This is a genomic window from Priestia sp. HNGD-A6 (genome assembly GCF_045784335.1).
GTDB lineage: Bacteria > Bacillota > Bacilli > Bacillales > Bacillaceae_H > Priestia > Priestia zanthoxyli.
Window position 1 is genome coordinate 4,987,267 of sequence record NZ_CP138621.1, and the last position, 22,438, is coordinate 5,009,704.

General features: G+C 38.6%; 21 protein-coding genes. 14 read left to right on the top strand and 7 right to left on the bottom strand.

Going from position 1 to position 22,438, the window contains the following annotated elements; translation table 11 throughout:
* The first annotated feature begins 11 nt into the window (after positions 1-11).
* Entirely contained in the window at positions 12-902 is an 891-nt protein-coding gene (locus SCI76_RS25955) for an ABC transporter ATP-binding protein (RefSeq protein ID WP_407544741.1), read from the top strand.
* Positions 899-1,675: an ABC transporter permease gene (locus SCI76_RS25960; protein WP_168760955.1), complete on the top strand. Its 777-nt coding sequence runs from the start codon at positions 899-901 to the stop codon at positions 1,673-1,675. The genes SCI76_RS25955 and SCI76_RS25960 overlap by 4 nt, the downstream gene beginning before the upstream one ends.
* A 27-nt stretch (positions 1,676-1,702) precedes the next feature.
* On the opposite strand, the gene SCI76_RS25965 is transcribed toward SCI76_RS25960, so the two are convergent.
* Positions 1,703-2,506, bottom strand: a complete 804-nt coding sequence (locus SCI76_RS25965; protein WP_407544744.1) for a lipid II flippase Amj family protein — start codon at positions 2,504-2,506, stop codon at positions 1,703-1,705.
* Between the two features lie 108 nt (positions 2,507-2,614).
* The gene (locus SCI76_RS25970; protein ID WP_014459567.1) at positions 2,615-2,761 is read right to left on the bottom strand and encodes a hypothetical protein; all 147 of its coding nucleotides are present in this window, start codon (positions 2,759-2,761) and stop codon (positions 2,615-2,617) included.
* 251 nt (positions 2,762-3,012) lie between these two features.
* Here SCI76_RS25970 and SCI76_RS25975 point away from each other — a divergent pair, with 251 nt between their 5' ends.
* Positions 3,013-3,660, top strand: coding sequence for a VC0807 family protein (locus SCI76_RS25975; RefSeq protein ID WP_013057564.1), 648 nt, complete (start codon positions 3,013-3,015; stop codon positions 3,658-3,660).
* 135 nt (positions 3,661-3,795) lie between these two features.
* Entirely contained in the window at positions 3,796-4,068 is a 273-nt protein-coding gene (locus SCI76_RS25980) for a hypothetical protein (RefSeq protein ID WP_223260190.1), read from the top strand.
* A gap of 57 nt (positions 4,069-4,125) precedes the next feature.
* Here the strand turns inward: SCI76_RS25980 and SCI76_RS25985 are convergent, their stop codons facing one another.
* Positions 4,126-5,826 (bottom strand): L-lactate permease, encoded by a 1,701-nt coding sequence (locus tag SCI76_RS25985; RefSeq protein WP_257042614.1) that lies wholly within the window; start codon positions 5,824-5,826, stop codon positions 4,126-4,128.
* A gap of 382 nt (positions 5,827-6,208) precedes the next feature.
* Between SCI76_RS25985 and SCI76_RS25990 the strand changes: the two genes are divergently transcribed.
* The 7 genes from SCI76_RS25990 (at position 6,209) to SCI76_RS26020 (ending at position 15,786) form a co-directional block, all read left to right on the top strand.
* The gene (locus tag SCI76_RS25990; RefSeq protein WP_243494812.1) at positions 6,209-7,534 is read left to right on the top strand and encodes an FAD-binding oxidoreductase; all 1,326 of its coding nucleotides are present in this window, start codon (positions 6,209-6,211) and stop codon (positions 7,532-7,534) included.
* Positions 7,535-8,896: a (Fe-S)-binding protein gene (locus SCI76_RS25995; protein WP_243494811.1), complete on the top strand. Its 1,362-nt coding sequence runs from the start codon at positions 7,535-7,537 to the stop codon at positions 8,894-8,896. It begins immediately after the preceding gene.
* A complete protein-coding gene (locus tag SCI76_RS26000) occupies positions 8,880-10,331 on the top strand; it encodes an FAD-linked oxidase C-terminal domain-containing protein (protein WP_407544747.1) in 1,452 nt (483 codons plus the stop codon). Before SCI76_RS25995 ends, SCI76_RS26000 begins: the two co-directional genes overlap by 17 nt.
* Before the next feature lie 171 nt (positions 10,332-10,502).
* The gene (locus SCI76_RS26005) at positions 10,503-12,680 is read left to right on the top strand and encodes a malate synthase G (protein WP_407544750.1); all 2,178 of its coding nucleotides are present in this window, start codon (positions 10,503-10,505) and stop codon (positions 12,678-12,680) included.
* A gap of 106 nt (positions 12,681-12,786) precedes the next feature.
* Positions 12,787-13,563: a fumarylacetoacetate hydrolase family protein gene (locus tag SCI76_RS26010; protein WP_168760950.1), complete on the top strand. Its 777-nt coding sequence runs from the start codon at positions 12,787-12,789 to the stop codon at positions 13,561-13,563.
* A gap of 52 nt (positions 13,564-13,615) precedes the next feature.
* On the top strand, positions 13,616-14,410 hold the full coding sequence (locus SCI76_RS26015) for an IclR family transcriptional regulator (protein WP_034268928.1): 795 nt from the start codon (positions 13,616-13,618) through the stop codon (positions 14,408-14,410).
* A 143-nt stretch (positions 14,411-14,553) separates the two neighbouring features.
* Positions 14,554-15,786 carry an aminopeptidase gene (locus tag SCI76_RS26020; RefSeq protein ID WP_033579379.1) on the top strand — a complete coding sequence of 411 codons (1,233 nt, stop codon included), beginning with the start codon at positions 14,554-14,556 and terminating at the stop codon, positions 15,784-15,786.
* Positions 15,787-16,025: 239 nt separating this feature from the next.
* Here the strand turns inward: SCI76_RS26020 and SCI76_RS26025 are convergent, their stop codons facing one another.
* Both SCI76_RS26025 and SCI76_RS26030 read right to left on the bottom strand, forming a co-directional pair.
* Complete coding sequence (locus tag SCI76_RS26025) at positions 16,026-16,160, bottom strand: hypothetical protein (RefSeq protein WP_014459590.1); 135 nt, start codon at positions 16,158-16,160, stop codon at positions 16,026-16,028.
* Positions 16,161-16,240: 80 nt separating this feature from the next.
* Positions 16,241-16,732 carry a hypothetical protein gene (locus SCI76_RS26030; protein WP_028409022.1) on the bottom strand — a complete coding sequence of 164 codons (492 nt, stop codon included), beginning with the start codon at positions 16,730-16,732 and terminating at the stop codon, positions 16,241-16,243.
* 407 nt (positions 16,733-17,139) lie between these two features.
* Here SCI76_RS26030 and SCI76_RS26035 point away from each other — a divergent pair, with 407 nt between their 5' ends.
* The 3 genes from SCI76_RS26035 (at position 17,140) to SCI76_RS26045 (ending at position 19,354) form a co-directional block, all read left to right on the top strand.
* The gene (locus tag SCI76_RS26035; RefSeq protein WP_028412901.1) at positions 17,140-17,559 is read left to right on the top strand and encodes a hypothetical protein; all 420 of its coding nucleotides are present in this window, start codon (positions 17,140-17,142) and stop codon (positions 17,557-17,559) included.
* A gap of 72 nt (positions 17,560-17,631) precedes the next feature.
* Positions 17,632-18,648 (top strand): hypothetical protein, encoded by a 1,017-nt coding sequence (locus tag SCI76_RS26040; protein ID WP_048019067.1) that lies wholly within the window; start codon positions 17,632-17,634, stop codon positions 18,646-18,648.
* A gap of 127 nt (positions 18,649-18,775) precedes the next feature.
* On the top strand, positions 18,776-19,354 hold the full coding sequence (locus SCI76_RS26045; protein WP_047750638.1) for an HAD-IA family hydrolase: 579 nt from the start codon (positions 18,776-18,778) through the stop codon (positions 19,352-19,354).
* A gap of 2 nt (positions 19,355-19,356) precedes the next feature.
* Here the strand turns inward: SCI76_RS26045 and SCI76_RS26050 are convergent, their stop codons facing one another.
* Positions 19,357-19,953, bottom strand: a complete 597-nt coding sequence (locus SCI76_RS26050; RefSeq protein WP_028412904.1) for a mechanosensitive ion channel family protein — start codon at positions 19,951-19,953, stop codon at positions 19,357-19,359.
* An 838-nt stretch (positions 19,954-20,791) separates the two neighbouring features.
* Positions 20,792-21,814: a hypothetical protein gene (locus tag SCI76_RS26055; protein ID WP_033579375.1), complete on the bottom strand. Its 1,023-nt coding sequence runs from the start codon at positions 21,812-21,814 to the stop codon at positions 20,792-20,794.
* Between the last annotated feature and the right edge of the window lie 624 nt (positions 21,815-22,438).

A 22,438-nucleotide genomic window follows, 5' to 3' on the forward strand; every position in this document is an offset into this window, starting at 1 on the left:
GTGGAGCGAAGATGTTTATGCAAGTAGAAGGACTGACAAAAACGTACCGTAATATAACCGTTGTAGATAACCTTTCATTTAATCTCGATAAAGGAAAATGTGCAGCATTGTTAGGCCCTAATGGTGCAGGTAAGACGACTACTTTGCATATGATTGCAGGTCTTACTGCACCTAATAAAGGGAAAATTTCTTTTGAAGATAAACAGCATCAAGACGTACGATCATTTATTGGCTTTCTGCCGCAGCATCCTACGTTTTTTAATTGGATGACGCCTCAGCAGTATTTAACTTTTTTAGGTCTTTTATCTAACATTTCAAAGAATGTGCTTTCCCAACGAATAGATGGAGTACTTGAAACGGTAGGTTTAAAAGGAAAGGAAAAGCAGAAAATTGCTGGCTTTTCTGGAGGAATGAAACAACGTTTGGGCTTAGCGCAAGCCTTGTTACATAAACCTGAACTGCTAATTTTAGATGAACCCGTTTCGGCTTTGGATCCTGAAGGCAGAAAAGATGTCCTAATGATTATCGAAACATTAAAAAAAGATACGACCATCCTTTTTTCAACTCACATTTTGCATGATGCAGAACAAATATGCGATAACATGATTATGATTAAAAACGGACGCATGAAATGGAATGGAACAAAGAGTTCGCTGCACCAAGAGTTTGCGGATCCTGCTTTTACGATTGAAACAGAAGAAAGGCTCCCTGCATCATTTGGCAGTCTGCCAAGTGAACAGGTGCTGTTTCATTCTCCTTATAAAGCCACTGTAAGTGTAAAAGATACATCTCAGCAGCAGCTGCTGCTTCAACTGCTTGTTGATCAACAAGCAAATCTTGTTTTATTTGAACGAAAACAGCATTCTCTCGAAGATGTGTATCTAGAGGTGATGAACAAATGAACACATTTGGAGTCTTATTTAAAAAGGAACTGCATGAATTATTTGCGAACGGCAAAGGAATTTGGCTGCCTGTCTCTCTAATTTTGCTAGGCATCACACAGCCTTTAACGAATTATTATATGCCACAAATCATTGATATGGCAGGAAATTTACCAAAAGGAGCCATTATTCAACTTCCTACTCCCACCGGTCAAGAAGTATTGCAAGGTGTCCTTTCACAATATAGCACAATAGGAATCTTATTGATTGTACTAGCAAGCATGAATATGATTTCAAATGAACGACAAAATCATGCGGCTGTACTTGTTATGATGAGACCGGTGAGCGTCATTCAATACATTATGAGTAAATGGGCTGCGCAAATCGTACTGGTCATTGGCTCAACGTTTATAAGCTATATAGCAGCGTGGTATTATACAAATCTTTTATTTTCACATGTGGATTGGACTCATATGCTAGTTAGCTTTCTTTTATACAGTCTGTGGCTGATTTTTATTCTGTCCGTTTTAGTGACAGCTGGAACCTTTCTTTTACAAAGCGGAGGAATTGCTGGAGTAAGCATATTGATCATTGCGTCACTTTCATTTTTGAGTACTTTGTTTACGAATCAATTAAAGTGGAGTCCTGCAGCGCTGTCACAATACGCCGGTCATATACTTGAACAATTGCACTGGTCACAAAGTGTCACCAATACCGTAGTTGTTACATTAGTGAGCTGCTTTCTTCTTTTAATTGCTGCTGTTTATAGATATAAAAAAGTAGAATATGTATAAAAAGACTTCTGAAACGAAGTCTTTTTTCTAAGGAATTAATTTGCAAATCCACGCAATATAAAGAGCAGCGGGGACTAAGAGAATCTGGGCACATACTGTCCCGCACAAACGAGAGATGACGAGTGTACCAACCATTTTATTCGTAGATTGCTTAGTCGATTCACCTTTCATTACCTTTTCAGTTAAAATGGCTACTTGCGGATCTACAAACACAGCAAGGGTAATCATCGCTAGTCCGTTAATAAGACCAGAAGACATCAGAATTGATTTAGAAAGGGTAGGCTCGAGCGTAGAAGCATAAAGAGTGGAAAGAACACCTACTGTATAAATGGTCGTAGCCATTAAATTCAAAAGAAGCAACCGCTTGGGCACTCCGCCTATTCGCAGCTGAGACAGCATAATCCACCTAGGACGCTTCACGTGTTTTTTTGCTTTTTCCAGCGTATGTATGGAAGTAATGTTTTTCATCATTTTGGGTACAGATCCTGCTACTTCTAAGTGTGAAATCATGCGAGAGAAGATTGATACAAAGCTAGGAATTAAAAGAGCACCTGCGATTGTCCCAATAGAGGCCGCGAGCAAGATAGTTTGAAGCTGATGAAGTAGAAGGGGCAAATCTTCTTTAGACTGGACCGCATCTCCTAATTTGCCGGTCAGCGGAGCTTGCACCATATTAGCTGTTCTTGAAACGATGACAATAATATTAAAAAGAGATAGGGCCACGACTAGTTTTCCAGTTTTCAAGCCCGCGAGTCTCACAGAGTAGGCTAGTGTTTCAATCATGTGAATAATTCCTACAAATACACAAATAATCAGTAATTTTTCCATCATAATAAGTAAGTTCCTTTCTTTGATACACGCACTTCCTTATTATGTATAATTTTGGTTCATTTGTAAATAAAAAGCCGCTTGCTACTCTTGGTAGCAAGCGGCTTTTTATTATCGATGCTGGTTAATATCACGAAGTATATCTTTGCTAGCCTGATAATCTTTTTCCCGTTCTTTTTCCACCTGTAGACGTTTGTCTAGTTTACGGCTATATTCAGCATACCCCACGCCGTGAGAAAGCTGCATGGCCTTTTCCATTTCTGACGTGTACGTTAGGTGAAGTGCGATAATGAATCAATCCTTTCAGCATTTTTCACTTGTGGCACATGTATTGCTGCTCAAGTGTTTCGATGTTTATAATTCTTGAAGTCTTTCTAGAAATCGTTTTCCCTGTCGCTTTGGATCTAAACATAAATGATTAAAATTTCATAACATTCCAGGTAAAAGCCTTTTTTTCTTGCGTAGTATCCCATATAATAGCAGGAACAACGTTTTTAAAGGAGTTATATATGAACAATACAAAACGAGTATGGTTTGATTTACTTTTTTATATCGCTATTCCTTACCTAATATGGAATCAGGGAAAAGACATTATTGGTGATTACTATGCCATTTTGCTTTCAACAGCACCAGCGTTTGTGTATACCATTTATACATTTATTAAAGATCGCCAGTTTAACGTAACAGGATTGTTTATTGTCATTACGCTGCTGGCACGTACCATTATTGATTTAATTTCAGGAAACGCAGCGACGATGTTAAACAATCAAGTATACTTTATGATTGGACTGGCTGTAGTTGTCCTTTTTACCATTGTGATAAAAAAGCCAATTGGTTTGTACTTTTTTGTAGATACGGCGTACTTAATGGGCTATAAGCGAGAAGATTCTCTTAAGCTCTTCCACCAGCCTGATTTATTCAAAATGATGAACTGGCTTACAGTACTGTTCGCAGGTCGCTATGTATTTTTAGCAATTGTAAAATACGTATTGATTCAAAAGTACGGAGTAGAAGGGTACGGGAACATGATTGTATTCCGTCAGGCCGTTACGTGGGCATTCTCCATTTTAATTGCCGTCTACACGTATTTTATCTATAAAAAAATTCAAGATAAAACAGGGATGGATAATCCAATGAATCCAAATGTAAATGAATAAAAGGAGAAGCGTGCGTTTAGCTAACGTACGCTTTTTTTGTTACAAAACAGTGAACAGTGCCCGAAACACTAACATCTCATTTAAAATTAATAGTAAAATAACGCTATTAGAAACGGAATGAAAGTAGGTCAAGAAATGAAACTATTATTAGCATGTCAAAAGCAGCCTTATCGGATCTTAGAAATGATTATGGTGTTTTTCACTTTAATTTTTGTCGTACTGTCGTTTTTTGATTACCGTCAGCTGTTTTTTCTCGTGTTTACCCTTGGAATTGTATTTGCTATTCGAGCGTTTGAAATGCAAGAAGGAGAGAAAAAGACGCAAGGAAACATCTGGCTGCTTGTCGGTGTTGTCATGATTTTGCTAGACATAGTTTTATTTGTTGTATATGCCATTAATCGATCTTAACTAAAAGAAAAAGGCTTCCGTGCAGAGGTTCACCTCTAGCTGCGGAAGCTTTTTTGATTAAGGAATCATCCACGATAATACATTGGATTGTAAAAATGTTAGTAGGCAGACAATCAGCAGTAAAAATAAGCTGTGCTTCACCGTAAAACGAAGCAAATCGGATTCTTTTCCTGCCAGCCCAACCGCAGCACAGGCGACGGCGATGGACTGCGGTGAAATCATTTTACCGGTTACTCCACCCGAAGAGTTTGCTGCAAGCGCAAGAAGCGGATCCATTCCAATAGACGTAGCCGTGATTTTTTGCAAGTTGCCGAACAATAAGTTGGCTGATGTATCTGATCCTGTAATAAAAACACCAAGCCAGCCGAGTACAGGAGAGAAAAAGGGAAATAACGCGCCTGTTTTAGCTAACAGCAGACCTAAGGTTGTACTCATTCCAGAAGCATTTGTCACGTAAGCAAATGCAACTACGGACATAATGGTAAGAAGCGGCAGCGCTAATTCTTTGCACGTCTCGTTAAACGTAATAAACCAGTCTTTCCAAGAGATGTTGACGATAAATTTTGTGACAACAGCAGACAACAGGATAGCTGTGCCCGCAGCGCCTAGTAATTCTAACTTATACACTGCCGCAATTGGTTCTCCATTTCCATTTAAAATTAAATTATTTAACCAAGGTACTTCTGGCATAAACGTTAAATAATGTCCGACGGAATTGATAGCGCTCAAAAAAGCGTTAGCTCCTTCATAATGTCCCGTCAGAGCGGTTTTAATTTGAGGAATTCCCCATATGGAAATAAAGATCGTTAAAATTAAAAAAGGTGACCACGCCTTTGCAATTTGAGCCCCCGTGAATGCGGGCTGACCTTGAGTTTCTCTTGGCTCAGCCGAAGCGGAAGCTACTTCATGTGCTGCTTTTTCAGATTGAAAGCGAAACGTTGTTTTCGGTTTCCAGAATTTTAAGAAAATAGCGAGCGCAAAAAGTGAAACGAGTGCCGATAAAATATCGGGAAGTTCAGGTCCTAAAAAGTTAGAGCTGACAAACTGTGTAAGAGCAAAAGAGACGCCCGATACTAGAATAGCAGGGAGTACTTCTACTGTTTTCTTAAATCCAGCCATTACAAAAACCAAATATAGCGGAATAAATACAGAAATAAAAGGAAGCTGGCGGCCTACCATTTTAGAGATTTCCATTGCCGCTACTCCAGTAGGACCCTCCATAGCCGTGATAGGAATACCGATTGCACCAAAAGCAACGGGTGCTGTATTTGCTAATAAACATAAGCCCGCGGCATACAGCGGATTAAAACCTAGGCCTACCAGCAAAGCTGCTGAAATCGCAACAGGTGCACCAAAACCAGCAGCACCTTCAAGAAAAGCCCCAAACGAAAAAGCAACTAACAAAGCTTGAAGTCTGCGATCTTCTGTAATAGATACGACAGAGGTACGAATAATATCAAACTGACCGGTTTTTACAGTTAGTTTGTAAAGAAAAACGGATGTAATGATAATCCATCCAATCGGCAGTATACCGTATACAGCTCCTTGACTAGCTGACATAAAAGCCATGCTAGCCGGCATTTTATAGGCAAGCATCGCAACGGCAAGTGCGACCAGTAAGGTTGTAATCCCAGCCATATAACCTTTCATTCGTTTAATAGCCAGAGCCCAAAAGAAGTAAAGAATAGGAATTAAAGCGATTAATGAAGACCAAATGACGCTGTTTCCTACAGGAGTGAACTGCTGTGTCCATGTCATAACTAACACCTCATTTTCAAATTAGTGAACTACGAATTTAGTAAAACGAAACCATTAAAACTACGATGATAAGGTCATCTGATGACTTATGTAAAAATGAATTCGCTTACATTATATTCTAATACTTTCGTGATAGGCAAGTACTAAAAGAAACTTTTTTTCTAAAGAACGGACATTTTTTTGTTGATAAGAAGAAAATACTGGTTGAAAATCCCAAGAATAGGTGATTAAATGATTGTAAGCGCTTAAAATATATCTTTTCATCTATCCTACTAATTATTCTTCTTATTAATCTACTACTTTCAGTCGTATTATACATGGCACTTCTGTATGTTATTAGTGAAACGTTGTTTGCTATTACAAAACGAGAGGAGTCAATTTATTGAGTACGTTAGAACTTCCAGGTCATTTAAAATCCATTTTATCTCATCCTTTCACACTTGAAGAACAGCATATGAATCACTTCCTTGGAAATAACGGGTCCGTGCATGTTAAGCCAACTTCAGAACAAGAAATAGCAGCCGTTTTAAGGTATGCGGCGGAACACGGAAAAAAAGTCGTCATTGAAGGGAACGGTACCAAAAAAGGCTTTGGCGGGCTTATAGACACAGCAGATCTTTTGCTTTCGCTGACTGAATACAGCGGAATTGTTGAACATACAGTAGGCGATATGACGGTTACTGTAAAAGCTGGTACGCCGTTTGGAGAGCTGCAAACGTATTTAAAAACGTACAATCAGCAAGTTTCACTTGATCCAGCTCTAGGAGACTACGCTACAATCGGCGGAGTTATTGCAGCGAATGAAAGTGGCCCAAAGCGCTTGTCTTATGGATCAGCTCGAGATGCAGTAATCGGTATGAGAGTCGTATATTCAGATGGAACCATTGTTCGTTCAGGGGGAAAAGTCGTCAAGAACGTGGCTGGCTATGATATGAATAAGCTGTTTATTGGTTCAATGGGAACGCTCGGCGTTATATCCGAAATAACGTTAAAGCTGCGTCCGCTGCCCAAGTATCAAAGCGTTCTTTTTCTTTCTTTTTCAACAGGCAATATCGAAGAAATTCATGCGTTTGTTAGCAAAGTCTTAGACTCCATGATAGAGCCCGTTTCCTTGGAATTATTAAATCCTTCTCTAGCTGAAGATGTAATAGGGCAGCATCTGTTTACGCTTGTAATCAGCTTTGAAGATGTGGAAAGTTCCGTTCATTATCAAGAGAATTACATCAAAAGCATCCAGCCGTCTGATACGATTTTAAAAGTGCTTCATGAAAAAGAAGCCGAGGTATTTTGGGGATTTTTTAGTAACATTAGTCCAAATGGTGCATGCTGTTCTTCCGAAGAGGAAACGGAAGCCACGCTAAAAATTGGCGTACCAAATATGAATGTACTTGACGTGATAAACAAAAGTACTGCATTAAAAACATCCCTTCCCATGCTGGTAAAAGCACATGGAGGAGTTGGACACGGTCTTTGCTCGGTCTACATAAAAGGCTCAGAAGATGCCATTCTTTCCGTTATTACTTCATTTACTGAAACTGCTAAAACGTACGGAGGATATGTGGTCGTTAAACATTTGCCTTTTATACTGCGTCAAAAAGTCAATGTGTGGGGGGGAAAACCTTCTCATTTTCCGTTACTAGCAGGAATTAAAGCAAAGATGGACGCTAAAAATGTGCTTAACTATAAACGATTTATAGGAGGAATCTAAGTGAATTCAGCGAAAGCGGATATCAAAGATGCTCCATGTCAAAGCGTTAGCAATTATTTGTGGAAAGACGCGCCAGACGAAAAAAAATGGGCGGATTGTGTACACTGCGGAATGTGCTTGGAGTCTTGTCCTACCTACGAAATAACGGGGCAAGAACAGCATTCACCAAGAGGACGCGTGCACCTTATCAAATCGGTAGCAGAAGGAAAGATAAGCGTGAATGAACAGTTTACAGATCCTGTATTTGCTTGTTTGGACTGCCGTGCCTGTACAACTGCTTGTCCTGCAAATGTAGACGTTGGCGGACTCATTGAAGAAGCTCGCGGCCAAATTCGTCAGGCGATGCCTTTGACGGGATGGAAAGGAATGATCAGCAAGTTTTTTCTAAAAGAACTTTTTCCTCATTCTCATCGCTTAGAAGCTGCAGGAAGTCTATTGAAGCTGTATCAAAAAAGCGGGATGCAAAAAATGGTTCGCACAACAGGCATGTTAAATATGATGCCAACACATCTAGCAGAAATGGAACATGTAATGCCTAAAATTACCCGTTCTGTTCGAAAAAAATATAAAAAAGAACGCGTTCTAAAAGCAAAAGCCGAAAGAAAAGCCGAAGTTGCTTTTTTAACGGGCTGCATTATGGACGTCATGTTCAGTGATATTAACGAAGCGACTCTTAATGTATTAAGAAGAAACGGCAACGACGTTGTTATTCCTCAGTCTCAGACGTGCTGTGGTGCTTTGCACGTTCATGCAGGAGACCGAGACATGGGAAGGCAGCTTGCCAAAAAAAATATAGAGGCGTTTCAACATGCCGATACTATTATTGTAAACGCTGCGGGATGCGGCTGCATGTTAAAAGAGTATCCTGAACTATTTAGAGAAGAAGAGCAAGAGTGGCTTGAAAAAGCCGAAGTCTTTGCTGAAAAAGTCCAGGATATTTCAAAATACCTTCACGATACGGGATATCGCCCTCCGCAGGCGAAGCTGTATACGCGCATTACGTACCACGATGCTTGTCATTTAGCTCATGGTCAAGGAGTCAGAGAAGAACCAAGAGATATTTTGCTTTCTATTCCAGGAGTGGAAATGGTTCATATGGCTAACGCAGACAGATGCTGTGGAAGCGCAGGAATTTATAATTTAACAAACCCTGAAATGGCGGGAGCCGTACTCCAAAATAAAATGGAACATATCCCTGATGATGTAGAAATGATTTCAATGGGAAACCCAGGATGTATGCTGCAGATGGCAGTAGGAGTAAAAAAATATGGACGAAGTCAGCAAATTGTTCACACGGTACAGCTTTTGGAGTGGGCCTATCAAAAAGAAGAGGAGGAAGCGCATCGTGTTGAAGAAAAATAGAATAAAAGATCTTCACGTAAAAAACCTTTCTCAACTAGTAGATGCTCATTCTATTTTGTATCATAAAGAAGATTTACTTGCGTACGACTGCGATGGGTTTACCATTCATAGACATTTGCCTAAAGCAGTGGTATTTCCTCAAAATACGAAAGAAGTTTCTAGCATTGTTAAATACTGCAATGAACATGACTTGCCTTTTCTTGCAAGAGGAGCAGGCACAGGACTGAGCGGAGGAGCGATTCCGCTTAATAACGAAGTGGTTATTAGTTTAGTGAAAATGAAGCGGCTGCTTAGCGTCGACTATGAAAACAGACGTGCCGTTGTAGAGCCCGGATTTATTAATCTTAAGTTAACTAATTCAATCTCTGAAAAAGGATATTATTATGCACCCGATCCCTCGAGTCAGTATTGCTGCACCATTGGTGGAAATGTAGCGGAAAACGCGGGAGGGGCACACTGTCTAAAATATGGCGTAACTACCAACCATATTTTAGGGCTAGAGGTGGTGCTTCCAAATGGAGATGTGATTGAACTTGGCAAGCAAGGTATTCCAGATGAACCGGGATATGATTTATTAGGACTTTTAACAGGATCAGAAGGGACGTTAGGAATCGTTACAAAAATTACGGTGCGCATTTTGAAAAACCCCGAAGCCAAACAAACGGTACTTGCCTATTTCGACCGCGTAGAAGACGGCAGTCAAGCGGTATCCGACATTATATCAGCCGGCATTGTGCCCGCTGCGCTTGAAATGATGGATAAAAACGCCATTGAAGGAGTGGAAGCTGCTGCGTTTCCAGTCGGACACCCTAGAGATATTGAAGCTCTTTTATTAATTGAAGTAGACGGCATTTCAGCCGGTATCGAAGAGCAAATCATACGTATTTTAGACGTATGCAAAAAACAAAACGTACGGGAAGTGAAAGTAGCTGAAAGTGAAGAAGAGCGCGCCAGGTGGTGGGCAAATCGCAAAACAGGATTTGGAGCGATGGGAGCTATATCCCCTGACTACCTCGTACAAGACGGCGTTATTCCAAGAAGTAAACTGCCTCAAGTGCTGAAGCGAATCAACAAAATTAGCGAAGAATCTGGCCTTCGCATTGCCAATATTTTTCACGCTGGAGACGGGAACTTGCATCCGCTTGTATTATTTGATGCTAGAAAGCCGGGGGAAACTGAAAAAGCACTCGAAGCCGGAAGCGCATGTTTGCAAGTATGTGCAGAAGTAGGAGGAACGATTACCGGGGAACACGGTGTGGGCATTGAAAAAAAAGAAGAAATGCGATTTGTTTTTAATGAAGATGAAATTCAAGCACAAACGAATATACGAGAAGTATTTAATCCTAAAAATCTATTAAATGCAGGAAAGCTTTTTCCAAGTCCCAGCCGCTGCGCTGAAGTCAAAAAAGAAAAGAAAAAAGTGGATTATTTTTAGAAAATTCTTGAAAATACATTCGCTCGATGATATGATTTTTTTAACAAAAATAAAACGCTGTTTTGTAATAAGAAACAGTACCGCATATGTTCGTCTTAACCATTTTGGCAAAAAGAATTGAAAGCGCGTCCAAATTTAAAAATGTAAAGAAGTAAGAGGAGGAAACAGACGGTGACAAATTACAAACAAGTTGGAAATCTGAAAGTAGCTCCAGTTCTCTATCAATTTATTAATGAGGAAGCTCTCCCGGGCAGCGGCCTAAGTACAGAAAATTTTTGGTCTGATTTTGAAGCGTTAGTAACTGAGTTAACACCCGTAAATAAACGTTTGTTAGAAAAGCGTGATCAGCTTCAAGCTCAAATTAATGCATGGCATCAAGAAAATCCTGACGGTGACTTTAACGAATACAAATCGTTTTTAACGAGAATTGGCTATTTAGAAGACAAGGCAGAAGATTTTCTTATTGGTACAGAAGGAGTAGACAGCGAAATTGCCTATCAAGCGGGACCACAGCTTGTGGTACCAGTGAATAACGCTCGGTATGCTATTAACGCTGCTAATGCACGCTGGGGTAGTCTCTACGATGCACTTTACGGCACTGATGCAATCAGTGAAGAAAATGGAGCTTCGCGCACGAGTTCTTATAATCCAATTCGAGGAGAAAAAGTTATTGCGTTTGCAAAGAATTTTCTTGATGAAGTTATTCCGCTCGTTCAGTCTTCTCATGCAGAAGTGGTTCAGTACAGTCTTGAAAATAGAAAGCTTGTTGCTCAATTAAACGATGGCAGTTTAACAGAGTTACAGGAAGAAGATAAATTTGTAGGGTATCAAGGAGAAGAAGAAAGCCCTGATGCTCTTTTATTCAAAAACAACGGCCTGCATTTTGAAGTTCAAATTGATCGTACGGATTCGATTGGTAAAACAGACGATGCGGGTGTAAAAGATATTTTAATGGAAGCAGCTCTTACGACGATTATGGACTGTGAAGATTCAGTAGCGGCAGTAGACGCAGAAGACAAAGTAGACGTTTACCGCAACTGGCTGGGATTAATGAAAGGTGATTTGACGTCTACTTTTAAAAAAGGAAGTCAAAACATGACAAGGCGTTTAAATCCAGACCGTACCTATATTTCTCCCCACAAGGAAAAGATTTCACTGTCTGGCCGTTCGCTTATGTTTGTTCGAAACGTTGGGCATTTAATGACAAACAGCGCTGTTTTAGATCGAAATGGCAACGAAATCTATGAAGGTATTTTAGACAGCGTGATTACTAGTTTAATTGCCAAACACACCTTGCTTAAAAACGGTACGTATCAAAATTCTAAAAAGAGCTCTATCTATATCGTTAAACCGAAAATGCACGGCTCCAAAGAAGTGGCTTTTGCCAACACGTTATTTAATTCAATTGAAGATATGCTAGGGCTTGAGCGTCATACGATTAAAATTGGCGTAATGGACGAAGAGCGCCGCACAACGCTTAATTTAAAAGCGTGCATCAAAGAAGTAAAAGACCGAGTGGCGTTTATTAATACTGGATTTTTGGATCGAACAGGTGACGAAATTCACACTTCTATGGAAGCAGGCGCTGTTATTCGTAAAAATGATATGAAGGCGTCTAAATGGCTTCAAGGCTACGAGCAGTCTAATGTAAATGTAGGGTTAGCAAGCGGGTTCCAAGGCCGCGCTCAAATCGGAAAAGGAATGTGGGCAATGCCGGATATGATGGCCGAAATGCTGAAACAAAAAGTGGGGCATTTAAAAGCAGGAGCGAATACGGCATGGGTGCCTTCACCAACCGCAGCAACGCTTCATGCTCTTCACTATCATCAAATTGATGTAAGAGATGTTCAAAACGAATTGCTTACTAAGTCCACTGATTTACAAGATGACATTTTGCAAATTCCTGTGGCCGAAAAACCAAATTGGAGCAAAGATGAAATCCAGCAGGAGCTAGACAACAACGCTCAAGGAATACTCGGCTATGTAGTAAGATGGGTCGACCAAGGAGTAGGGTGCTCAAAAGTACCGGATATTAATAATGTAGGGCTAATGGAAGACCGGGCAACGCTTCGTATTTCCAGTCAGCACGTAGCCAACTGGCTTCATCATGGGATTTGTACAAAAGAACAAGTAACGGAAACGCTAAAGCGAATGGCAAAAGTAGTGGATCAACAAAATGAAAATGATCCTCTGTATCAGCCAATGTCATCGAACTACAGCGCATCCATTGCTTTTCAGGCAGCCTGCGATTTAGTATTTCAAGGCTATGATCAGCCAAACGGCTATACGGAGCCCATTTTACACCGCCGTCGTATCGAAGCAAAGGCAAAAGCAGCTATAAAACAGTAAAAAAACGGCCTGTCAGCATAGAGATGGCAGGCTGTACTTACATCTTAAGAACCTGACTACCTACGATCCTTATTAAAACAAAGCAAATGGGAAAAGGAGTTATGTCATGAAATTTGTAAGGTTTGCTATACAAGATAGCCGTCATACAGGTGTACTAAAAGAGGATACGATCAGCGTTATTGAAGGAAATATATTTGAGAAGTGGGACTATACAGGGCAGACTTTTTCACCGAGTGAAGTAAGGCTTTTGGCTCCTTTAGAGCCGAATCAAATTATTGGAATAGGCGCTAATTATGCAGCTGCAAAGTCGGAGCTGCCAAAAGAAATGCCTTCTATTCCTGTCTTCTTTTTTAAGCCCACATCCTCTGTGATTGGTCCAAACGAAGACATTGTCATTCCAACTGCCATTAAGCACGTCAAGTTTGAGTCTGAGCTTGCAGTTGTTATTGGAAAAGAAGCGAAGAACATCGCAGTAGAAGACGTACAGGACTATATATTTGGGTATACAATTGGAAACGATGTAACGGCTCCGGATTATTTTCATAAAGACGGGCACTGGACCATTGGAAAATCCTTTGATTCATTTACGCCTCTTGGCCCCGTAATCGAAACAGAGCTTGATTTTAAGTCGATTCATGTAAAAGCGTTTTTAAATGGCGTTGAAAAACAAAACAGCTCGACAGATTTAATGATTATTTCGGTTGGAGAAATGATTGCTTACCTATCTACTGTTATGACCCTTAAGCCGGGAGATGTGGTTTTAACAGGAAGTCCGGTCGGCGCGGAACTGGTGAGCGCAAACGATGTTATTGCATGCACCATCCGAGAAATTGGGACCCTCCAAAATCCGTTTGTTGCAGAAAAAGAACGTGTAAACGTATAAAAGTGATAAAAAATGCCCGGCAGTAAAATGACACATAGAGGAGAGAGGAAAAATGGAGCGAGAAAATATGGTTAAGTCTGTAAGCCGGGCATTGGACATTGTCACAATTGTCAGCATGGAAAGAGAAGGGGTAGGCGTCACAGAAATTGCAAAGCAAATGGACATTAATAAAAGCTCCGTATACCGTATTCTAACTACTCTTGCTCAGTATGGCTATATTGAACAAGATCAAGAAAGCGGGCGGTACAAGCTTGGGTATAAGTTTTTAGAAGTAAGTTCAAAGCTTTTAGATTCTATTGATCTACGAACGGAAGCAAAGCCGTTTTTGCAAGAACTTGAAAGTGAGACAAATGAAGTTATTCATCTTGTTGTCTACGATCAAGGTGAAGTAGTGTATATTGAAAAGCTAGAAGGAAATCAGACGCTGCGCATGCACTCAAAAGTGGGGAAAAGAGCGCCTATGCACTGTACGTCTGTCGGTAAAGCTATCCTAGCTTTTTTACCGCTTAACACGGTAACAAGCATTCTTGAAAGAAAAGGCTTACCAGCTCATACCGATCACACCATTACAGATGAAGAAAGCTTTCTCCGGGAACTTTCAGAAGTGAAGCAAAAGGGATATGCGCTGGATTTAGAAGAAAATGAATACGGAATTACTTGCATCGCAGCCCCTATTTTTGATCACCTTGGTCAAGTCGTTGCTGCAGTCAGCATTTCCGGTGCTACGATGCGTATGACCAATGAGCGATTAACGTACCTTCAAGAACGCATGGTTGATATAGGCAAGAACATTTCGGAGCGGCTCGGCTACAAAACGGAATCTGTGAAAGACAAAAGTTTGTTCTGATTCTTAGAGAACAAACTTTTTCTATATAATAATCTGTAAAATAACGTAATTGTATTATGTAAACTATAGGCTAGGATTTTTAATTGATGTTTTATTCGTGATACAATAAAGTTGTTAGAATATATACGTAAAGGAGATAAATTATGGAACAGTTTGAGCGCAATATTGAAAAGTACGCCGAGCTAGCTGTAAAAGTCGGTGTAAACATTCAAAAAGGGCAAGTATTAAACATTAATGCTGATATTTCTTCCGCTGATTTTGTTCGTGAGATTGCGAAAAAAGCGTACGAAGCCGGAGCAAAGTCTGTTGATGTAGACTGGCATGACGATCATTTAGTTCGTTTGAAATATGAAAAAGCGGATGAATCTGTATTTAATGAATTTCCTGCTTGGAAAGCTCAGGCAAGAGAAGAGCTTGTGAAAAACGGAGGCGCTGTTTTATCCGTAATTTCAAGCGGTCCTGACTTATTAAAAGGAGTAGACGGCAAACGTATTGCTGCGTTCCAAAAAGTAAGCGGAAAAGCAATGAAAAAATTCCGTGAAGCGATCCAATCTGATAAAATCAGCTGGTCCATCGTAGCTGTTCCTTCAAAAGACTGGGCAGCTAAAGTATTTCCTGACGTTCCAGAAGAACAGCAGCAAGAAAAACTATGGGAAGCTATTTTTAAATCTGTGCGCGTAGACCAAGAAGATCCAGTGGCCGCATGGGAAGAGCATAATGCTTCATTACATACAAAAGTAGACATTTTAAATGAAAAAAGATTTTCTAAGCTTCACTATAAAGCGCCAGGAACAGATTTAACAATTGAACTTCCTGACAAACATATTTGGGTGGGCGCAGGCAGTGTTAATGAAGACGGCAACTCGTTCATGGCCAATATGCCAACAGAAGAAGTATTTACACTTCCAAAAAAAGACGGCGTAAATGGTCAAGTAACAAGCACAAAACCGCTTAGCTACGCAGGAAACTTAATTGAAAACTTCACGCTAACATTTGAAAACGGAAAAATTGTGGATGTAAAAGCAGAAGAAGGCGAAGAAACGTTAAAGCACTTAATTGAAACAGATGAAGGTGCCAAATACTTAGGAGAAGTAGCCTTAGTACCGCATCAATCGCCAATTTCTCAGTCAAACATCATTTTCTACAACACGCTGTTTGACGAAAATGCATCCAACCACTTAGCCATCGGCAGCTCGTATTCCTTCTGTTTAGAAGGCGGAAAAACGATGTCTAAAGAAGAGCTATCACAAAACGGAGCAAACGACAGCATCACCCACGTTGACTTCATGATTGGCTCAGCTGAAATGGACATCGACGGCATCAAAGCTGACGGTACAAGCGAGCCTGTGTTTAGAAAAGGGAACTGGGCGTTTTAATAAACAGTTTAATCTATGAAGTCTTTAAAATAATCAAGATAAAAAACTTATAGCCACTTCTCAGTTTATGGAAGTGGCTATAAGTTTTTTTATATAAAGAGGAGAGTAATACGTTAAGTGAATGAATTCGTAAAAATTGATTTAAATAGAATATTATTACAAATATACTTACCAAAAATTATTGTTGGGCTAAAAATAAATAATATATAAATAAAAAGAAGAATCACGGCAGGCGAACTTCACTCAGTTCCACCTTGCTGTGATTCTTCTTTTTTAACCGGAGCGTCACGCTTGAACATGTGATAGTAGGTAAACCCCAAGCATAGAGCGCCGGCGATTGAACAAAAATATTGCAAAAAACGGACGAAATCCATTGAAATGACCTCCCATTTTCAGTTTCGCTTCTAGTATGTACAGGGAAGTGAAATAATATGTGAAAAAGGGAGGTTTTCTCTTATAGTTCGTATGGTTCTTGAAGAGTAAGGTAAGGCTGCTGATCTTCAAGACCAAGACGCTTATTTAATTGTCTTTTCATTAAATCGTACTGGTAGATGAGGTGAAATTGATTTTTTTTCGGTGTTTCACAGCGAATGTAGGTTTCTTGCCCGTTCTTGTCTGTGAAATGGATGGTTAACTCACCGAAATAGCGTTGAACAGGAGCTCCGTGAAGGCCTTTTTCATTTTTGACAACCTTTGAAAATTCTGCTCGTTGAATACGGTTAAATGGAATAATAGCTACTTGATTGATAACAAGACGCTGATCGTACATGTCAATTTTAGATATGGAAATTTGATTAATTCCTTCTGCAAATTTAACATGCCCGTTTACAGAAACAAGCGGTTTGCGATCCTCAGGATCAACAGCGCCTTGAGGTCGCTTAATGACGTAGAAGCTAGCTACGCCAAGTGCTACGATACCAACCACAACAATAAGTGCAAACATCATTTTGCATTCCACCTCCTGAGTATAGATGTGTAATCTGAATTTAACAGCAAGCTGTTTCAGTTGCCATATTGCCTCAACAATGAGGATAGAGAAAAGCAGTTCGGCAGTTCATTATAAGTATATACATACGTTCGACAATATGGTGTGATATTCCTTCTTATTATGACTTTTTTACGACAAAATGGGCAAAACTCTTTCCGAAAATGAAGTGAATCAGTTACAATTTAAGGATAAGGTACCAAATTTCTTTTCTATCTCAAAAAAGTGCAGAAAAGCGTAAAAAATTCTAGGTACTTTCTCATATTTTTACTATTTTTATAGAATTTATTCCAATTTCTAATCCTTTATCGTGTATAATCTCTTGTGTGCAGCATGATATACATAAAGGTGTAAGGAGGCACAGTTCATTGTCTTTATCAGCAAAAAAGATATTATTATTAGTTTTAGTAGTTATATGTTTAGTGTTAGTTGTGATGCAATTCATAAATCGATCAGCAGAGCCGACTTCTGGACAGGCCCAAGAAACACTGAGTAAGCTTCCTGAACAAGAAACCGTTAAAGAAAAAGCGAAAGGCGACGAGGAAGCGCACAAATATCGAGTGTATTATATTACTATTGAAAAAATCGAAAATGGTACATACAGCGGAACAACAAAAGAAGGAACGGGCATTAAATTTTCCGATAAAAATTTAAATGAACCGATTCCAAGCAATTTGAAAAAAGGGGATATCGTTAAAGCATACTTTGATCTTGAATATAGCACGAAAGGTCTAGTCAAAGTAGAAAAGGTAGACGAGATACCCGATGATGACGAGAGCTCAAGTTAATTGAGCTCTTTTTTTGTGTTTTACGAATGTGGTAAAATATTGAATATATAGATACGATACAGGGGGAAGAAGATGATAGCAGCAATTATAGTAGTAGCGGTAATTCTTTTAGTTTTGATTATTAAAGGGGTTGCAAAGTCGAGAAGATTTCGCTTCTATAAAGAGGAGCTTCCAGATGAGCTCGGAATACATAAAGATAATGGCTTTGAAGATATTGTTCATTCACTAGAAGATTCTTTACCGGTAGCCTATGTTCAGCAAGTGAAACAGCGCATGAAAGGAAAAAATACAAAAGACGATGAAGTGGAATGGACGTTTTTTGAGATGAAGCGCTACTTTTTATTAAATGCAGTCATCAAAGACGTACCGATGTTTAGTGCAAAAGTGGATGAAGTATGGCATGAAATGATTATGTTTACAGTAGATTATGAGCGTTTTACAGAACACTTTTTCAACCGCTTTTTGCATCACCAGCCAAATGTAGAAACAGCTCCATCCCCACAGCCGGATAAGCGAGCGTTCTTCGATTGGATGTATGCTCATTTGTTTGACATAACGGGTAACAGCCGACTGCTTTGGGGGAAATTTTTTCAGCATCCGCTTGATAAAAGTACGCTTCAAGATTTTCAAAGATTATCAGAAGATGAATTACTAGATCGCTATTTTTTAAGAAACGGCAAATGGGAAAAACAGCAGAGAGCCCTGATTCAAACGTTAAAAGAAGAAGTCACTGCTGCACGAAAAAGAAAAAAAACGGGCGGATCAACTTATTTTAAAAAAGCGGCTAAAAAAGGAAATGTATCAAACGAACTTCTTCTTCAAGGCTTTGTTTTTTATTCTCTCTACAAAGCCACCAACTTTTCAAGCCATATGAATGAACTGTTGCTATATAAAAAGACGATGTATGCGGGAGAGACAGCCTCTTACAGTGGGTATAGCTGTTCAAGCCCCTGGGAAGACAACCGCCACCATCACCACAACGATGGAGGTCATCACCATCATGACAGCGGCAGCAGCTGTTCGAGTTCAAACTGCAGCAGTTCAAGCTGTTCAAGCTCTAGCTGCGGGAGTGGGTGCAGCAGCAGCTAATAAAGTAAAAAAACTTGTATAAAACGAGTTTTTTTACTTTAAATGCAACGACGACAAAATGATTCACTGACAAGCGGTGAAAAATTTGGTATAATCGTTACGTTTTTAAAAAGGAGAGACAGCGAAAATGAATATTTTATGGGACTTTGATGGAACCATCTTTGATACCTATCCGACTATCGTGAAAGCATTCAAAGAATTACTAACAGATCAAACGATTTCAGAAGATGATATTTTAAAACAAATGAAAATATCTTCTGACGTAGCAATCAAGCATTTTGATATTGAAAAGTCTTTGTTTGATAAACACTTCCATGTGCTCGAACAAAAAATCAATCCTAAAGATAAGCCTGCTTTTTCTCACGTAGAAGACGTACTGAGCTTTGCGGATACAAATGTAATTGTTACGCACAAGTCTAGACAATCTACGCTTGATATCCTGGCATTTTTTAATATGGAGCACTACTTCACGGAGATTATTACAAAGGATGATGGCTACAAACGAAAGCCTGATAGCGGAGCTTATGCCTATCTTCACGATAAGTATCAGCTCGATTTAGTAATTGGGGATCGCGAACTCGACTTAAAACCTGCCCGTGAACTGGGAATTAAAACATGTGCATTTCAAAATAACGATATTGAAGCAGATTATCACCTTACATCATATAATCAATTCTTTACAACGGTCGTAAATAAAAACTCGTGAAGCTATTCTTCACGAGTTTTTATTTGTTCAGGTGTATGTATTTCGGGGATTTCACCGAGCGTGTAGTTCGCTACTTTTGTAATGTTACTATTAGCAAAAAAATAAAACTCTCCGTCAACTCCGCGAATTTTTGTCGTGCGCAATCCAATTTCTTCAACAGTTCCTTTCGTATCATTTATAGATACGTGATCTCCTACTGAGAATTGATCTTCAAATAGAATAAAAAACCCATTTAAAATATCTTTAATCAAATTCTGTGCACCTAAGCCTGTAATAAACCCTGCTACGCTAATACCAGCTAAAAGTGCTTTCATATTAATTCCGATTGCCTCTAAAGACGTAATAAGTGCAATAAAATACACAACGTACATGACAATGCTCAGACAAAGTTTTTTCAGCGTTATTTCTTTTCGTTCGTTGTACCTCAGCAGTTTAGTTTTAAATCTGAAATCAAAGATTTTATTAATGACACTGCGAGCAAACCGGATGACAATTTGAGCAATGATAAAAATGAGGATAATCTTTATGATTACTTCACTAATGTCAATCCACCTACCGGTATTAAATAAAGTTTGCTGTACCCACTGTATGTATTTCATGACTAAGTCCCTTTCTTGCTTTATAAATTTTTCTCTACTGAATAGTATAATTTATTTTAAAAAATATACTACTAGAATTTATTAAGAGGCGTTTGAACTATTGTTTTAATTTATTTGTATTTGGTATATGTAATGAAAACTCCTTAATTTAGAAAAAGTGAAAATCCTCAGGTATAGATATTTTTAAAACATTTCTTTATACAAATATTAAATAAAATCTTATAGCAGAGATTAGTATAGATCTTATTAGCAAACATTATATACAGATATTAAAGAAAGAAAAATCCTCTAAAAACCCAATGATATCAAGGGTTAGAAAGAAAATAGCTTTTCAATAAATAACTGTGTGGAAAATAGCCCTTTTTTGTGAACAGCATCCTTTGGCTAAAGGATGTTTTTTATCGTAGTAGATATGAAATCTATTTTATTTACTATGTTTTTTCTTCTACAATAGATGGATTTTAAAATCAATAGTATGAAGATTGCTGTTAAAAGTATGAATTATTTCCACTGTGGATAAAAGTAGTTATGTTAAAGAGTAAATAACCTTGAAATTATCGTTAATAAAAAAATAAAAGGGATGTTTTTATTAATAAAGAGGATGATATAACAGTCATTGAATATGTTTTCTTTCTTTTGTGGATAAGTATGAAGGTGTTTTTTTAGTAATATTCCATAGTTATACACAAGAAATATCATTTATTTAAACTCGTTACGTTTATATGGATAGGATAATGGAATTGGAGAGCTGAAAAAATGGGTGCTTGTTTGTACTATTTGTATCAAAAAGAGAGGAGAAGGGATAGAAAATAAAAAAAAGGCATGCCAAAGAAGCCCCTTATGAAGCTGTAAGTTCGGCAGGGACTTGATCTTGAAGATTTTTTGAAAGCTCTTTTCGAATGAGCGTACGGATTTTCCCACCGTAATTTTCAACGACTTGAGCATCATGGCTGAAGAAGGCCTGTTCAATCAATGTATAAAGGGCAGACTTCACTCGTTCAATACCATATTCAAAAGAAAGCTGAACCAAATCAGCGATGTCTTCGTTTTGGAATGAAGACATAACAATTCCTGTAGAATCTGTGCTGTGTCCAGATAATTTTACAAAAGTCTCTTCAATAGTACGTCGAATCGCCGCATCGTATTGATCTCTCTTTTCTTGTTTTGACATCTTGCCATTTTTAGCTCCGTCTTTTAAAACAAAGAAAATAGTAGATCCTTGGACAACGGTTTTAAATGCGCTCGCCTGCGTTTCAGCTATTTTTTGCATCATACCTTTGTAGTGAGTATATTTCGGCGTAAAAATTTTATAGTCATTAAAGCTAATTTTTGAAGTGTTTTCTCCAGGATTAAACTGACGCTTAATCGTATCGTTGTCATAAACCAATTCTTTGCGCAGCTCTAAGCGAAGGGCATTTACGTTTTCAATTAGAATAAGTTCTTCAAAGCGAGTATATTCTAATTCCATAAACCCAAAGCCGTGTTCTTCAAAATATTGAGGGTAGGGAACAATACAAATATTGATTCCTTTGCCGCTGCGAGAATAGGAAATTAATTCTGTTTCTGCTAATACTACATTGTTGTTGCGAACTGTTCGAACTGTACAATTCAAAGCGGCTGCAATCTCTTTTTCAGAAACATCACAAATAATACCTCTTTCATCAACGTGAAGGAAGTGATAAAAAATTAATTGTGAAATTTGAGATTTAGATAAACGGTGATGTTCTGCCACTGTCTTGATTGTAGGGTTCCCATGAGCGTCTAGGTCCATGTGATCTTCAATATCTTTATATTTTTCTACGGTGCTAGACAATTGGCGAATAATTTGTTTTCCAATTTTCGCAAATTCTTTTTTTATCATGAGAATCCCTCCAATCTATTTCATATCAACAATAATTTATTAGGGTAAAATAACAAAGAATACCTTGTGAAAATTATATCAATAAGAAACAGAATCGCAAACGAACGAGTAGTACGCGAAAAACGGCAAAAGGTTCAAAGAATGCTGTCATAGCAAGGGATTCAGCGTATAGGTTTTTTAGTACGACAAAAACGGCAAAAGCAAGCAAGCGCCGGTAGAACAGTGTTTGTTACGATCAGTAAAAATCAAAAAAAACTTTATGCGTTTTAGTACGTAAAAAACGGCAAAAGGCTCAATATAGTACGCCGAAAATAGCAAAAGTGAAGAGTGGTACGCCAAAAATAGCAAAAGTGATCTCGATTCACCTAAAAAAAGGGAAAAAAATCACTTCTCTGATCGCTGTAAATAACACAATGAATTTCAATAGTACGTCAAAAATGGCAAAAGCTATTTTTAGTACGTGAAAAACGTCAAAAACGACCTGGTAGTACGCTAAAAACAGCAAAAGTTATCGTTTGGTACGTCAAAAATGGCAAAAGCTTTATATATGCTGCGAAAAAAATAAAAAATGGGGTTTGAAAATGACATAACAAAGGGAAAAGCAATGTTTAGTACGCAGAAAAC